The organism is Dyadobacter ginsengisoli DSM 21015 (genome assembly GCF_059568735.1).
This window is the reverse complement of sequence record NZ_JCANTY010000002.1, coordinates 477,386-490,206: the sequence shown is the minus strand read 5'-3', so window position 1 is coordinate 490,206 and position 12,821 is coordinate 477,386. Positions and strand designations below refer to the sequence as shown.

12 protein-coding genes and 1 tRNA gene are annotated in these 12,821 nt (G+C 49.3%); 5 read left to right on the top strand and 8 right to left on the bottom strand.

Features of this window, described 5'->3' with window-relative positions; all coding sequences use genetic code 11:
• Nucleotides 1-7: 7 nt before the first annotated feature.
• The 5 genes from BP71_RS08375 to budA form a co-directional block, all read right to left on the bottom strand.
• Entirely contained in the window at nucleotides 8-1,525 is a 1,518-nt protein-coding gene (locus tag BP71_RS08375; protein ID WP_496378109.1) for a Do family serine endopeptidase, read from the bottom strand.
• Nucleotides 1,526-1,696: 171 nt separating this feature from the next.
• Nucleotides 1,697-2,950, bottom strand: coding sequence for a sensor histidine kinase (locus BP71_RS08370; protein WP_496378108.1), 1,254 nt, complete (start codon nucleotides 2,948-2,950; stop codon nucleotides 1,697-1,699).
• Complete coding sequence (locus BP71_RS08365; protein ID WP_496378107.1) at nucleotides 2,947-3,624, bottom strand: response regulator transcription factor; 678 nt, start codon at nucleotides 3,622-3,624, stop codon at nucleotides 2,947-2,949. The genes BP71_RS08370 and BP71_RS08365 overlap by 4 nt, the downstream gene beginning before the upstream one ends.
• Nucleotides 3,625-3,681: 57 nt before the next feature.
• Nucleotides 3,682-4,689 carry an alpha/beta hydrolase gene (locus BP71_RS08360; RefSeq protein ID WP_496378106.1) on the bottom strand — a complete coding sequence of 336 codons (1,008 nt, stop codon included), beginning with the start codon at nucleotides 4,687-4,689 and terminating at the stop codon, nucleotides 3,682-3,684.
• Nucleotides 4,690-4,748: 59 nt separating this feature from the next.
• Nucleotides 4,749-5,579, bottom strand: coding sequence for an acetolactate decarboxylase (gene budA, locus BP71_RS08355; RefSeq protein WP_496378105.1), 831 nt, complete (start codon nucleotides 5,577-5,579; stop codon nucleotides 4,749-4,751).
• 215 nt (nucleotides 5,580-5,794) lie between these two features.
• On the opposite strand from budA, the gene BP71_RS08350 reads away from it, so the two are divergent.
• The 5 genes from BP71_RS08350 to BP71_RS08330 all read left to right on the top strand — a co-directional run bounded on the left by BP71_RS08350 (nucleotide 5,795) and on the right by BP71_RS08330 (nucleotide 10,820).
• Nucleotides 5,795-7,003, top strand: a complete 1,209-nt coding sequence (locus BP71_RS08350) for a dipeptidase (RefSeq protein WP_496378104.1) — start codon at nucleotides 5,795-5,797, stop codon at nucleotides 7,001-7,003.
• Nucleotides 7,004-7,128: 125 nt separating this feature from the next.
• Complete coding sequence (gene glgB / locus BP71_RS08345) at nucleotides 7,129-9,135, top strand: 1,4-alpha-glucan branching protein GlgB (RefSeq protein ID WP_496378103.1); 2,007 nt, start codon at nucleotides 7,129-7,131, stop codon at nucleotides 9,133-9,135.
• Between the two features lie 228 nt (nucleotides 9,136-9,363).
• The gene (locus tag BP71_RS08340) at nucleotides 9,364-9,960 is read left to right on the top strand and encodes a hypothetical protein (RefSeq protein ID WP_496378102.1); all 597 of its coding nucleotides are present in this window, start codon (nucleotides 9,364-9,366) and stop codon (nucleotides 9,958-9,960) included.
• A 13-nt stretch (nucleotides 9,961-9,973) separates the two neighbouring features.
• Nucleotides 9,974-10,645 (top strand): NUDIX hydrolase, encoded by a 672-nt coding sequence (locus BP71_RS08335; protein ID WP_496378101.1) that lies wholly within the window; start codon nucleotides 9,974-9,976, stop codon nucleotides 10,643-10,645.
• A gap of 103 nt (nucleotides 10,646-10,748) precedes the next feature.
• Nucleotides 10,749-10,820 (top strand) — tRNA-Arg (locus BP71_RS08330).
• Nucleotides 10,821-10,919: 99 nt separating this feature from the next.
• On the opposite strand, the gene BP71_RS08325 is transcribed toward BP71_RS08330, so the two are convergent.
• The 3 genes from BP71_RS08325 to BP71_RS08315 form a co-directional block, all read right to left on the bottom strand.
• A complete protein-coding gene (locus tag BP71_RS08325) occupies nucleotides 10,920-11,528 on the bottom strand; it encodes a hypothetical protein (protein ID WP_496378100.1) in 609 nt (202 codons plus the stop codon).
• Nucleotides 11,529-11,657: 129 nt separating this feature from the next.
• A complete protein-coding gene (locus BP71_RS08320) occupies nucleotides 11,658-11,867 on the bottom strand; it encodes a hypothetical protein (RefSeq protein WP_496378099.1) in 210 nt (69 codons plus the stop codon).
• A 134-nt stretch (nucleotides 11,868-12,001) separates the two neighbouring features.
• Nucleotides 12,002-12,688: a hypothetical protein gene (locus tag BP71_RS08315; protein WP_496378098.1), complete on the bottom strand. Its 687-nt coding sequence runs from the start codon at nucleotides 12,686-12,688 to the stop codon at nucleotides 12,002-12,004.
• Nucleotides 12,689-12,821: the final 133 nt, after the last annotated feature.

The following is a 12,821-nucleotide window of genomic DNA, read 5'->3' as shown; positions in this document are numbered from 1 at the left end:
TGGGTTTCTAGAGACCTATAGCGAAGTATTGGATTTCGTCGTTGCCGGGGTATATGCCTTCTAGCATGACGCCGCCCTTTTTGCTTTGGAGCACTTTGGCGGCTTCCCTGGCATTGGCAACGGGTGCCTTATCGATCCTGGTGATCACAAATCCTTCCTCCATATCGGTGTTCTGGCGGATCTTGCCAGGGTTGATCTGGGTGACCTGTGCACCGGCCTCGATACCGTATTCCTGCTTTTGCTGACGGGTCAGGTCTTTCAGTTCAATACCGAGCTGTTCCATTACCGCCGAGCTATTTTCACTGTTTAATGCAGTTTCCGAAATACCTTTCAGGGTTACCGAGATTGCTTTTTCAGTACCATCGCGATTCACATTCAAGGTTACCTTGTCGGATGGCTTATGTTGCGCAATCGCTTCTTGGAGCTGCGGTACGCTGGTGATGTCATGACCGTCAATTTTGGTGATTACATCGCCGACTTTAATTCCTGCTTCTTTGGCGGCGCTCTCATCTGCAAAGTTTTCGACCCGCACCCCCTCGTCGACTTTCAGATCAAAGGATTTGACTTTCGACGCATCCACTTCGCTGATGCCCACTCCCAGGTAACCGCGTTTGACGGACCCGAATTTGGACAGATCTTCCACGACCTTATGGGCAATGCTGGAAGGTACTGCGAAGGAATAGCCCGCAAAAGAGCCGGTCTGGCTGGCGATGGCGGTATTGATGCCGATCAGATTGCCATTCAGGTCCACGAGCGCACCGCCTGAGTTGCCCGGGTTTACAGCGGCATCGGTCTGGATAAATGACTCGATCGGGGCTTTGGCATTTTCGCCAAGGATATTGATGCTGCGTCCCTTTGCGCTCACGATACCGGCGGTAACGGTAGAGGTCAGGTTATAGGGATTCCCAACTGCAAGCACCCATTGCCCCACCTGTACGTTCTCCGAGTTGCCAAAAGAAAGTGATGGCAGGTTTTTGGCTTCGATCTTGATGAGCGCAATGTCGGTATTCGGGTCGCTGCCGATGACTTTGGCTTTGTACGTGTGCTTGTCTGCCAGGGTTACTTCCAGGGATTCAGTACCTTGAATCACGTGATTGTTGGTGACAATGTATCCATCGGGATTGATGATGACGCCCGAGCCGGTGGCTTGGGGCTTTTCCATTTTGCCTTGTGGGGCACCTTGTTGACCGCCAAACGGGTCGCGGCCGCCGAAGAAGTCACGGAATGCGTCCGGAATTTCCATCTGACTGACCGTACGTTCGGGTTTCAATGTGGATTTTATATGGACCACTGCTCCGGTTGCTTTTTTAGAGGCAAATGAGAAGTCGGCCGGGATCATCGGAGCTGGCGCGTTGGTTTTGTCGTCCAATCTGGCCTGTTTCACGAACGGTGTGGCATTGCTGACCCAGGTGGATATGGTGTCCGGCTTGCCGAAATGCTCATAAGTCGCATAGGTGGTGCCGCCTAATAATGCCGATGCAAAGGCTACTGCGGTGATTTTACTGAATTTACGTGTTGTTGACATAGCTGGTCAATTGATTTAAGTGTATTCAAATTTCGCCAGCAATCCTGTCGCAATCCTGTGGAGATTCTGAAGACATTCTGAAGTTTCGGCGTTTTTAAAAAGACATAAAAAAAGGAGGATCAGAAACCCTCCCTTTGATGTACTACCAGCCATGAAAAATTTCAATATCATTTACCAGGCGACAGTCAGCGTGTGCCAGTCGCCGTCAATTTCGTAGGTTAACGTCTGTCCGTTCACCTGGCAGATCGTCTTAGCCAGCGCCAGCCCCAGTCCCAGCGAAGCCGAATGGGAACCTTCTTTCCGGAAGCGCTCGAACAGGAGTTCAGGAGCCACGTGGAGAGGGGAGCCGGTGTTGCGGACTGTCAGCCTGCCCTTTACCAGCGTTATTTCGATATTGCCGCGATCGGAGTTATACCGGATCGCATTCGTCATCAGATTATTGACGAGTATTTCCGCCAATGCAGGATGCATAACCGGCCCGGTGGGCTCTGTGTCGGTTTTGACGTTGATCTGCCGTTGCTCGATCAGGTCTTCCAGGTCGCGGAGTTTACGGTTGATGATCGGTACCAGGTTAATGGACTCGGTCCCGGCCAGAAACTGCCGGTTTTCGATCTTAGTCAACAGCAGCAAAGCCTGATTGAGTTTGGAAAGCCTGTTGGCTGCTTCACTGATCTCTGATAATGCTATCAGCTGTGATTCTTTCAGGCTTTCGTCCTGAAAAAGTCCTTCAATCTTGGATAGGATCACCGCCAGCGGAGTCTGTATTTCATGCGATGCATTTTCCGTAAACTCTTTCAGGTTCTGGTAGGTCGTCGCCAACCGGTCGGTGAATTGCGTCACCGAATGGTTGAGCTGTTCAAACTCGACCGTATTCTGCTTTGGAAACGTTAATACTTCGTGCTTTTCCACCTGGTAGGCGTCCAATGCGCGCAGTGTCCTGTAAAATGGCCGCCAGAGCCGCCGTGAAAGCCAGCTGTTCAGAACCAGCAGCGAAATGAGCAGCAAAGCGACGATGAATGTGACCGTCATCACCACCGCTTCCATCAATTGTTGCCGCTGGGCCAATAACTTGCTGATCGTGACCCGGTACCACTGTCCTTCTACCTGTTCGTAAAAAATCAGTTGCCGGTAAGGCTGGTATTCGTTTTCGACTTCGTTCAGCAGATTGCGCTCCACCAATGCCATTTGGCCGGGATACCGCACGGCGTCGAGTTGCAGGCTATCACCCAATTGGAGGATGTAAACCGGCAAAGTGTCGATATGCCGCAGCTGCCAGCTGACCTTTGCCTTGCTCCGCATCAGCTCCTTATTCACTTCCTCGTCTATCAGATAGTCGACCGAGACGTAAAAGAGCCCGGCACCGAGGAGCAGCACACAGAGTGATGTGATGATCTGGTATTTGAGTATCCTTTCCAGCAGTTTCATTGCTCGCTGAATTTATAGCCTACCCCATAAATGGATTTCAGGTAGTCGGGGCACCCCTTATCCATGAGCTTCTTTCGCAGGTTTTTAATGTGTGTATAAATAAAATCGAAGTTATCCATCAGGTCGGCATCGTCGCCCCAAAGGTGCTCGGCAATGGATTCCTTGGTGAGTACGCGGTTTTTGTTGGCGATGAGGTAAACGAGCAGGTCGTATTCCTTTCGCGTCAGGACGATTTCCTGGCCGTCTACCTGCACGAGATGTTCCTGCGGGTCGATGTGGATTTTACCGAAACGGATCTGCTGGCTGCCCTGAAAGTTGCGCCTTCGTATCACCGCCTGTACCCGTGCATTGAGTTCGGAAAGATGGAAAGGCTTGGTCAGGTAGTCATCGGAGCCCAGGTTCAGGCCGGCAATGCGGTCGTCGAGCGAGTTTTTTGCCGAAATAATGATGATTCCGGTCTCGGAATAGCTTTTTTTCAACGCCCTCACCACATCCAGACCGTCGCCATCTGGCAGCATCAGGTCGACCAGCACGCAGTCATAGCGGTAAATGTCGATCTTCTCAATGGCGGTTTCGTAATCTGCGGCCCATTCACAGACAAAGTTTTCACGCTGGAAGTAATTCTGAATGCTGGTCGCCAGCGCTTTTTCGTCCTCAATGAGCAGCAGTTTCATGGGCTTGTTTTTTTAACAAATGAAACTACGAAATCTGGTGGAAATCTGAAGTTGGGTTTACCGGACTGTTCTTTTGGCCCAGTTGAAAATCGTCGAGTACACCTCGTCGCGGACCGGCTTTTTGGAGAGGATCAGGTCGTGCATCCCGCCTTGTACTGCCTGAATACTATATTGGCCGACGATATTCTGGGCCTGTTTCGCGATCTCGTCGACATTCAGGACTGCATCGCCGGTAAAAAACGCATCACTCCATTTCTTTTCGTCGATCGATTTCGCCGCGTGTAGTACCAGCACAGGTTTGTTGATCTGCAACCCTTGTGACACCTTCAACTGGCCGTTATGGACGGCACGAACCCACCCCAGGCTGACAGGCGGCGCAATGAGGGGTTTGAAACCCAGGCTGTAAGACCACTCTCCGTGCGCGGTAATATGCAGGCTCTCCCCATATAGCGGGTTCAAACCGGAATCAATAGTCGTTTCGGGATGTTTTTCGGCTCTTTTGATCAGCAAAGGCAGCGCAGTTTTTTTAAGGCCTGATTTGAAGTTCATCGCGAAAAAGGGGCTGTTTAACAGTATGGCATCGAATCGTTCCTTTCCTGTGCGCTCACTCGCATACAGGGAAACCACGAGCCCGCCCAGGGAATGCCCGCTCAAAAGGATCTTTTCTGATCCTTCTTTCCGGATGACGGCCAGCGCCGTGTCTATATCGGCGTAATACTCCGAGAGGTCGCGCACATCATTGAATTTCTGATGGCTCAGCCAGGAACGGCCGCATTTCCGCAGGTCTACGGCATAGAAGTTGAAGCCTTCCCGTATATACCTTTCAGCCATTTCCTCCTGGAAGAAATAGTCGTTGAAACCGTGGACATACAGCACCGCTTTGGTGCTGTTTTCGGGTGTATTTTTTTTGATAATGGTGCAGGTAACACTTCCTTCGTAGTCGGAAGGCTGGACAATAGTCGCTTGCCGGAACCCTTTTCCCAGCATATCCCCATAGTAGGTCACCTGGCCGCTTGCCATTTGGTGCGATAGCAGGATGAGAAGGGTGAAAAAGCAATGTTTCATGACCATACTTGCTGATGGTTGTAAATATATGGTGAAATACGTTGTGGCAACATTTGATACTATTCTATCTTTTTCAGCTCCTCGCCGCGGTCGGGTTTCAGATTTACCTTCCGAAACTCAGCATTGGTATTGTTTTCGATTGTAAATCCTTTGGCTTCATCGATTTCGACCCGGAGGGAACTGGCTGTAAAGTTGAAAATATGCCCGCCCGATTTCCTGTCACCGGCGACATAATGCAAATGGAAGCCCGGAACGTTGGTACGTGCCAGGTAGGGAGGCAGCAGGAAGCCATTGCAGATCCCTTCAGTATTTTTTAATTCAAAAACGGCCTGATTTTCTTTTAAATGTCCCGGTAATGTGGGGTAGGGGGCGTGCGCCGGACGTGCCGCACGGGTAGTCATGGACGAAAAGTCAGCTGAAATGCGTAATGCGTAAATGCTGTTGGGGTTCAAAATGTGAGTCAATTGTTCCTGCACTTTTTCATAGGTCAGATTAGTTCCGGTCAGATAAATCGTAGTGTCAGCCTTGAAGAACTTGACAAATGCGGCCGATGTGCTATCCGAATCGGGTACTTCTTTGACAGAACCGTCGTAGCTGATTTTGTAAACATGGCCCTGGTCGATCAGCAATTCGCCATCCACCTTATTAAATGTACCGACGCCAAAATCACCCTTCTTTTTGAGTTGTCCGATAGTCAGATCGCCGTCAAATACGCCGGCCATCAGCGCATCGATGATGGAATACTGGTACATGAAATCCTGCTCTGGCGCTTCCTTGGCAACATGGCTGCGCATGGGGGAATTTGACCGGCTGCATGCGGATAAGACGAGGAGTGCGATCAGGAAGTTGGGCGCGACCTTTCTGAAACTGAAGGGCGATAGAGGGATCATACGGTGTAAGGGTTGGAATGTTTACAAAAAACGGCATACCGCGGCATCTTTACAATGTTTGGACATCCGATTCAATAAAAAGGTCATTATGGCATACTACCGGGGTTATTTAGGAGAATAAAAAGGAATGGCGGGTGCAGGTTGATATTTCAGAAAAAAAACATCAATTTAAAAACACATAACATTCCTTCAGCAATCACCAATTACTATTAAAAATGAAAAAGTTTTTACTCCTGTTACTGTTTCCCGGGCTGTCGCATGCGCAGCTGACATCCCCTGTGATGTCTGAAAAGGCAAAAAAGATCCATGCCGATGCGCTGACGATCGATACTCATGCCGATGTGCCGATCAATATGATGAAGGACGGGTTCGACGTAGCCGTGGAGCATGATTATGAAAAAGACCGGTCACAGATCGACTTCCCGCGCATGATACGCGGTGGGATGGACGGGATGTTTTTTGCCGTGTACCTCGGGCAGGGCAAACGTACCGAAGCCGCCAACGCTGAGGCGAAGCAAAAAGCATTGGCAATTTTTGACAAAATACACGAAGCTGTGAAGGCCAATCCGCAGACTGCGGGCCTCGCGGTTACGTCAAAAGATGCCTACCGCCTTCAGAAGGAAGGGAAAAGGGCAGTTTTTATCGGCATGGAGAACGGCTGGCCTGTCGGAAAGGATTTGTCGAATATCAAACTTTACTACGACCTGGGATTGCGCTATATCACGCTTTCCCATTCGCTGAACAACGATATATGCGATTCTTCGACGGACGGGGACGGGCCGGAGTACAACGGGTTGAGTACTTTCGGAGAAGAAGTGGTAAAGGAAATGAACCGCCTGGGTGTTATGGTGGATATTTCGCACGTCTCGGACTCTACCTTTTATGACGTCATCAAGCTCACCAAAGCTCCGGTTATCGCGTCGCATTCGTCCTGCCGCGCATTATGCGACGTTCCCCGCAATATGACCGATGATATGATCAAAACGCTGGCGAAGAACGGAGGAGTGATCCAGATCAATTTTGTGCCTGGCTTCGTCAAGAAACCATCACAACCGCACGAAATGTCTTTGAAAGCACTGCGCCTGAAAATTCGTCAGACAGACCTGTCGGATGCAGATAAAAAGGCATTGCGCGATGAAATGAAGGCGATCAACGAGAAATACAAAGCAGATATGCCGACGGTCCGGGATGCCGTCGATCACATCGAGCACGTGATTAAGCTGACCGGTGTAGACCACGTGGGCATCGGAATGGATATGGACGGCGGTGGTGAGGTGATCGGCTTGCAGGATGTAAGCCAGATCGGCGCCATCACCGAGGAACTGGTTAGAAGAGGTTATTCCGCCAGGGACGTCGAGAAAATATGGGGCGGCAACATCATGCGCGTTCTGGATCAGGTAGAAAAGGTCGCTGACAAAATGTGATTTATGTTTTGGATATTTCATCCGTGGGAAATGGGCTAAAAAATATATACATTTTTATAAATAGTTTAATAAAATTGTAAATCTTACATCCTCTTACTGAATTTTACTTAATTGAAGATTTGCAAATGGCTAAGTCAACTGGGAAGAAAAAAACAAGCGCAACCATCGATCCTGCAGAAGATGTCGGAGCCAATGTCACAGCCCAACCGGTGAGTGCGGTGGAATCCATTAGCCGTTTTACAGATTTCGATATTCACTTGTTCCGTCAGGGCAAGCACTTTAAGCTCTATGAAAAGCTGGGCTCGCACGTGATGGAAGTCAATGGGGTAGTAGGGACCTACTTTGCTGTTTGGGCACCCAATGCTACCTATATTTCGGTAGTCGGAAATTTCAATGGCTGGAACCACGGGGACCATTTGCTCGCACCCCGGTGGGACAGTTCAGGAATATGGGAAGGATGGATCCCCAACGTGGGTGTCGGGGAGGTGTACAAGTACTATATTATTTCGCAAAACGGACAACATCTCGAAAAATCTGACCCATTTGCGCTTTGGTGCGAGGTGGCACCGCGAACTGCGTCGATCGTGTGGGACACCTGGTACGAATGGGGGGATTCGGAATGGATGAAAGTACGGAAAGACAAGAACAAATTAAACGCGCCGATCTCGGTATACGAAGTGCATCTGGGGTCCTGGCGCAGAGATCCGTCGGACCCGGAAAGACATATTACCTATAAAGAAATAGCCGAGAGCCTGGTGCCCTATGTTAAGGAAATGGGTTTCACGCACGTGGAGCTGATGCCTGTGATGGAGCACCCCTATGCACCGTCATGGGGATATCAGATCACCGGCTATTTTTCGTGCTCGTCGAGAATGGGTACGCCCCAGGAACTGATGTACCTGATCGACCAGCTGCATCAGGCCGGTATCGGTGTGTATGTGGACTGGGTGCCGTCGCATTTCCCGGGGGATATGCACGGTTTGTTCCGGTTTGACGGCACGGCCCTGTATGAGCATGAGGATCCGCGCAAAGGGTACCATCCCGACTGGAAAAGCTACATCTTCAACTACGGCAGGAATGAGGTCCGTTCGTTCCTGATCAGTAATGCCATTTTCTGGCTGGACCGCTATCATACCGATGGTCTCCGCGTCGACGCGGTCGCTTCCATGCTGTACCTCGACTACTCGCGCAAGCACGGCGAATGGATCCCGAACGAGTTTGGTGGCCGCGAAAACCTCGAAGCGATTTCGTTGCTCAGAGAAATGAACATGGCTGTTTACACCGAATTTCCGGATGTCCAGACGATCGCCGAAGAGTCGACGGCATTCCCGGGAGTGTCGCGTCCCGTTTTTGTGGGAGGACTTGGTTTTGGCATGAAATGGATGATGGGTTGGATGAACGATACCCTCAAGTACTTCGAAAAGGATGCTGCATTCAGGAAATGGCACCAGGATCAGCTCACGTTTAGCCTGGTTTATGCATTCTCCGAGAATTTTATGCTGCCATTTTCCCACGATGAGGTGGTTTACGGCAAGAAATCGCTGCTGAATAAAATGCCCGGAGACGAATGGCAGAAATTTGCCAATCTCAGGCTGATGTTCAGCTATATGTTCACCCATCCGGGCACGAAGCTGATTTTTATGGGAGGCGAATTCGGACAGACTTCGGAATGGAACTTTCAGCAGAGCCTGGACTGGCATTTGCTTGAATTTGCACCGCATGCAGGGGTGCGTGAGTGCATGAAAGCACTGAACCAGCTCTACAAAGATGAACCTGCCTTGTTTGACTATTCATTCTCTCATGAAGGCTTTGAGTGGATCGATACCCAGGATCGGGAAAATTCGGTATTGGTATATGCGAGGAAATCTTTCGATCCCGCCCGTAACCTGATCATCGCATTGAATCTCACACCAGTTCCCCGGAAGGGATATCGGGTAGGAGTACTCTCCCCGGGCAGCTGGCAGGAAATTTTTAATTCGGACGCCAGTGCGTTCGGGGGCAGCGGGGTTATCAACCACGATCCCGTCACGGCGGAAGACCACGAATGGCACGGCAAGGCTAATTCGGTTATCCTTGACCTGCCGCCCATGGGCGCGGTCGTGCTCAGAAAAGTAGCTCCAAACAGAAAGTAGCCGCACTAAAGCAACAAAAGATCGTGTGAGGTGTGTCTACCGTTTACTTGAATATAGGATTATCTTGCGGCAGGGACCCTGGTCTCTGCCGCATTTTTTGCACATTTTTTTACCTTTGCCGATCATAACATCAGGAATCAAATGAAAAGCATTCAATTAATAGTACTTTTTATTTTTTTAAGTTCAGTAAAAGTTTTTTCACAAGACATATCTCGGGTGACATCGGGTATGGATTTCGGACTGGGTTACCAGGATAAGGTTTGGGTGCCTTCCGCGATGTATCACCAGGAGTTGAGCCTCAGTAATTTTCCATGGTTCCGGATCGGGTGGGGTGTGCGGGCCTGGGGTTACTACGCAGGGCGCACCGATATGTTCCCCCAGAGCAACGCATTATCCAGTGATACACTCAAATTTGGCCGGGTTAGCGCCAATGGGGCGAGTTTTCTTTTAGGAGCGAATTTCAGGCTGTGGCGCTTTGACATCGGAGCGAATACCGACCTTTTTGGAGTAGCTTTTGGCCTGAAAAGAAGCGCTTTATATGCCGGTTCGGGCCTGTATGGCGGAGAGGGCAGCGACTCTTATAATAAGTATCTTTCGAGCGCGCCGGCAACCCTGAATGCATTACCACTGGTGCTCGACAAACAAAACGGTCAATCGGAGGCTTTTGTGCGCTTCTGGATTACCGACCGCATTGGTTTGAAAGTGGCTTATGTGCATGGCCGGCTCACCTATGCGTCACCCGTGAAGCTAGATAACGGCCAGACCCGTTACTCCACCACTTTCGGCGTGCCCTATGTGGCATTGTCATTCCCTTTATACAATTGACGTCAACAACTCCATGGCACAGAATCTGACGGATTCACATAAATACAATCTCTGGAAAAGCAGGCTGGTTGCGAATGGCCTCGATGTCCATCGTGTTGACGAACTGTACACGCGCCACAACGGACACGGTGAAGTGTTGTTTTCGCTGCTGTATACCGATGCTACCACACCGGAAGGCAACAAGATTCCGCCGATCTGCTTTTTGAAAGGGGAGGTCGTCAGCGTACTCGTTTGCTTTGTCGATGTATCGACGAGGGAGAAATACCTGTTGCTCGTGCAGCAGCGCCGCATATGCGACGGGTCCATGACCTACGAACACCCTGCCGGCATGCTGGACAGTGAAAGCGACGCGGCGTCCGTGGCAGCGCGGGAGGTTTTTGAAGAAACGGGCATCCGCGTAGAAAAATCGCAGCTGATCAGCGTAAACCGCGAACCATTCTATCCCTCTACCGGCACCAGCGATGAAGCCATGTACATGTTCTATTGCGAACTGGAGCTGACCTCCGAGGCCATAAAGTCCTATCACGATATCGTTCAGGGCGTGGTATCGGAGCATGAGTACATCAAAACCTACGTAGTACCTTTCGACGAGGGACACCGGCTCATTACCAATGTGAATGGGGTGCTGCTGGATTACCTGTATTTGAAGAGCGTTGGAGACTGGGAGCTGCTGAAGAAACTGTGAGGGAGCCAGTGCAAGAAATTTTTAAAGAATTTCTCCTCAATATGGTCATAATTCAAAATAGCGGCTATATTTGCACCCCGTTACCGGCGGAAAGTCTCAACAAGCACCCGTAGTTCAATGGATAGAATTGTGGTTTCCGGTACCACCGATAGGGGTTCGAATCCCTTCGGGTGCACAAATAAGGCTGATAATCAGCTAGTTACAAAATTTACACTCTTTTTTGCACACAAAAGCACCGGTTTATAGCTGGTGCTTTTGTGTTTTCGACCCTTCTTCACGCGGCGCAGCCTTCAATGTATCCCGAGTGCAGCGTTCGTACAAGTTTTTCTAAGCTTTCCTTCACACGGCCATACTCTTCAAAGAAAGCTGCGGCGCCGTTGCGTTCCTGATCATAGAGAGAAGCGTGGAAAAACATCCTCCAGAGCATTGATTCTGTTTCGCTGGGGTCTGGGTGCTCAGTAAAGAATTCGTCAAGCGCATCGGCGATCTCCGATGCCACTGAGGACAACCTGTCCTGTTGCTCGTTGCCGCATTCAAGTACGACGGTTTTCACATAATGCATTTCAGATATTTCGTCCAGGTAGATGTCGAAGTTCGGAAACCGGGTCTTGTCCGGGTTCAATCCTGACACCCTGAAACAAGAGGTCTCGGGATCATAGCCGCGTATCACGCATACCGTGTGGCTGCGGCCGCTGCGGATGATATAATGCGGAAGCTTTTTGTCAAGGAAGTCGATGGTCCAATGGCTCCCAGGCACTGGGAGGCCGTGGATGATGTCGCCATCACTGATGCGGTCTTTGCCTCCTGAGTCCATAAATGAACCTCTCATCTCGAAGATGCGCAAGTTGTCGTGCTGCGTTTCCGGGAATTCTAACTTTTCCATACTTTTACTTAAGGTTAGATTATTTGATTTAACTGGCCCGGAGATGTTGCCTTCGAAACTCGTCTCCGGGATTTCTTTATATAAGTTTATGGGGAATTTTCCCCATAAACTCGACAAATAAAAAGCCATTTATGGCTTGTACGTTACAATCGTCTGAATTTCAAAGTGTCCGTACTCAGTTAGGACTTCTTTCATACGAGTTTCTGAAATACTGCCCTTGTGGGTGTAATCCCGCCAGGCGTTAACCAGTTTCCCCTTTTTCTCTTCCGCCGGAAGACTTGGATAAATATTCGTGAGCCACCACTTAAAAGCCTCAGGTATTGATGCGAACTGTTTCATGGCATGAAGGTAAAGGTTCTTGGGGAAATTTCAACAAAATTTTTGCAAAATATTAGTTGCTGATGAAAGAAGTTACGTGTTCGGGTGGCAAGTCGCGATCACCGGCAAACGAGGTAAAGCGATGCTGCATTAGTTTATTGGCTTTCGGCTCGCTTGGCTCTATTTAAGTCCTCCAAAAGCTGGCTAATAGACTTGGTCAGCTTCATGGCCTCAACTTGTTCTATGGTTGCTGAATTTAGAAATTTCGAAATTCGGGACTTCTCCCGCTCAATTTTTGCATCTACTGCTGTTTTAAGAAAACTAAAGAGTATCGTGTAATCATCCAGGTCCTCTAGTAAAAATCGTTTCCGTTGAGCTTCGAGGATATACAACTTTGGGCCGTTTTTAGGAACAGCGATAGTCATAGTGCTAGCCAGCATATCAGTATCCTCCCTGTGAGCAATGAAGGTATTGCGAGTTGTCCAAATCCGATTGTGAATAGAAAAAAAATCTTGTCTCCCAGAAAATATGCTTTGATCAATAGTGGTTTGTCCGCCTTTATTGTTGGTAAAACATCTGGAGTAAGTGATTAATATGCCGTACCACATTATATCTAAAACCCCACCTTTATCGGCATCCTCGTCAGTATCGGGCCTGCTTATCATCTCTTTTAGCCTTTTTGTGGTAGCTAAGGCCATTCCGATATCTTGACGGATGTAGAAGTAGCCGCAGAGGCGCTTGACTTCACTGGCCGGGAGATGAAAAAGATCTTTGTCTCTATGCTCGCGTGCAATTTTGGTCAGCATTTCGAGAATCGCATGCTTTTTTTTAGCTAAATCCATTTTGTAAAGTTTCGGAGGTCTTTATTGCAATATCATCATTTTAGATGAGTAGTCATGGGCACTTGCGATCGCAATGTGCTTAAGACTTTACAGAGCAAGAATTCGTGTATATTGGGGGTTAAAATACTCTCTG